The following is a 2168-nucleotide window of genomic DNA, read 5'->3' as shown; positions in this document are numbered from 1 at the left end:
CTTTTTTATAATCCATTTGATACAACGCATAATGATCATGCTTCAATGGAATATTGACTTTAATTTGAGCATCTTTTATTTTCTTCAAATTGACTTCTTCACCAGGAAGTGTTTCACCATCTTTTTCATACAGCGTGACATTAGATTGATAGTTCTTAGCTACTGTTCCGGTACGTTCAATAGCTTCAGAGAAATCTTTATCATCTTTATCATAGACTTCGAGAATGAATTCGTCATTTTTAAGAAAATATTTACCATCTGTACCAGGAATTGATTTCGTTTCTCCCTCACGAATCCAGAGGATTTCATCCACATACATTCCAGGTACAAATCGCAGCATACCGCCGAGTAAGAATAATATTAAGCCCAAATGATTGACATATGGACCCCATCTGGCAAAACGGCCTTTTTCAGCAAGCAGGCTGCCATTCTCTTCACGGACTTTATATCGCTGTTTTTCCAATCGTTGTTTAAGGTCCGCGGTATTCGTTTGGTCCGTTTCAGTAACGCCAAATATCCGCTGTCTTTTCATAAACCCTTCATGACGCTCTACCTTTTGTTTCGTCAATGAGCGATAAAGCGGTACGATTCGGTCAATACTAGCAATCGTCAGCGACATACCGAGGAACGCAATCAAAACTAGGTACCACCACGAACTGTATAAATTATGGAACCCTAAGAGATAATAAAGCTTCCCAAACCAGCTGTATGTTTCTTCATAATATTCTGCTGCCGTCATCGTTTTAGGTATGTACATTTCTTGAGGCAATATGGTGCCAATGGCAGACGCCGCTAATACGAGTACAATCAGCCAGATTCCAATTTTTACAGAAGAAAAGAAATTCCATATTTTATCAATAATCGTTTTGTTATACGTTTGAGACCGCCTGGCTCCGCCTTCATATCGCATATCAATGAGCTTACTATCTTTTTGTGTTTCATCTAGCAAACGTCCGCATTTCTCACAAAGAATGGTGCCATACGGATTGACATGCCCGCATTCACATTTAATATCATTCATGTTTAAAACTCCCCATTAAGGCTTAATACTCTCCATATGCTGTTGAATAGCAGTTTCGGACAAGCTGCCCGAAAGTACATCTACTACTTTCCCTTCTTTATCTATTAAGAAAGTAGTAGGCAGTGGATCCACACCATAAGCTGCTAAAACTTGACTGCCTTTATCAATTGCTACTGGGAATGTAAGGTTATGCCTTTTGACAAATTTTTCAACAGCTAATGTTGATTCATCCACATTGACGGCCAAAATCTGCACTCCTTGATCCTTATAGTATTGATATTGGTTTTCCATATATGGCATTTCGTATTCACATGGTTTACACCATGTAGCCCAGAAATTCAGAAAAATCCCCTGTCCCTTATAATCTGATAGCTTATGTTTGTTTCCTTCTAAGTCAACCAGTGCAAAATCAGGAGCTGTATCTCCTTTTTGAATCGTCTGGTTACTGTCTTTGGTAAAGTTAGCATAAAGCGTATACACCAAAGCTAGAACCAATATTGCCAAGATAATGGTTCTCATGATCAGACGTCGTTTTTTCTTATTCATTTGTGTCCCCCCGCCGTACAGTAAAAATTCCCTTCTATTATAACATTTAACAACACGGTGATAGTGTTAACAAACGTGAAGAATCTGTGACATATCTTACCATACTGCTGTTATTTTTCCTTCATTGCCATTGAACGAAGCAGTTTAACTTCATGCGGTGTCAGTTCTCTTGAATCACCGGCAGATAAACCATGTAATGTAAGGAATCCATATTGTTCACGCTTAAGCTTTATAACAGGATAGCCAATTGCTTCAAGCATACGGCGTATTTGTCGATTTTTACCTTCGTGAATCGTGATTTCAATAATTGAAGTTTGTTTTTGTTTATCGACTGAAAGTACTTTAGTCTTGGCCGGAGCTGTTACTCCATCCTCTAGCTTAATTCCTTTTTCCAGTTTTTTAAGATCTTCACGGAATGGCATTCCTTTTACTTTCGCCACATAGATTTTTTCTACTTCATGTTTCGGATGCATCATAATATTTGCAAATTCACCATCATTCGTTAAAATCAGCAATCCTGATGTATCGTAATCCAAACGTCCAACCGGATAAATTCTTTCTGGGATCTCTGGGAAAAAATCTGTTACAACTTTTCTGTTTT

The 2168-nt window shown here is 38.1% G+C and carries 3 protein-coding genes; all 3 read right to left on the bottom strand.

Going from position 1 to position 2168, the window contains the following annotated elements; translation table 11 throughout:
* A partial coding sequence (locus AC52RT_RS15925) for a cytochrome c biogenesis ResB family protein (protein ID WP_495541650.1) occupies positions 1–1021 on the bottom strand: 1021 nt, incomplete at its 3' end.
* 15 nt (positions 1022–1036) lie between these two features.
* Positions 1037–1567, bottom strand: a complete 531-nt coding sequence (resA, locus tag AC52RT_RS15920) for a thiol-disulfide oxidoreductase ResA (protein ID WP_495541649.1) — start codon at positions 1565–1567, stop codon at positions 1037–1039.
* A 110-nt stretch (positions 1568–1677) separates the two neighbouring features.
* On the bottom strand, positions 1678–2168 hold a 491-nt coding region (locus AC52RT_RS15915), incomplete at its 5' end, for a pseudouridine synthase (RefSeq protein ID WP_495541648.1).

The sequence above is a fragment of the Peribacillus sp. genome, assembly GCF_059453735.1.
Note: the sequence above shows the minus strand (reverse complement) of the source record. Positions and strands in the feature narration are given on the sequence as shown.

Excerpts from the sequence above, each read along its gene's own strand:
- resA (WP_495541649.1), bottom strand. The coding sequence starts at position 1,567 with ATGAATAAGAAAAAACGACGTCTGATCATGAGAACCATTATCTTGGCA.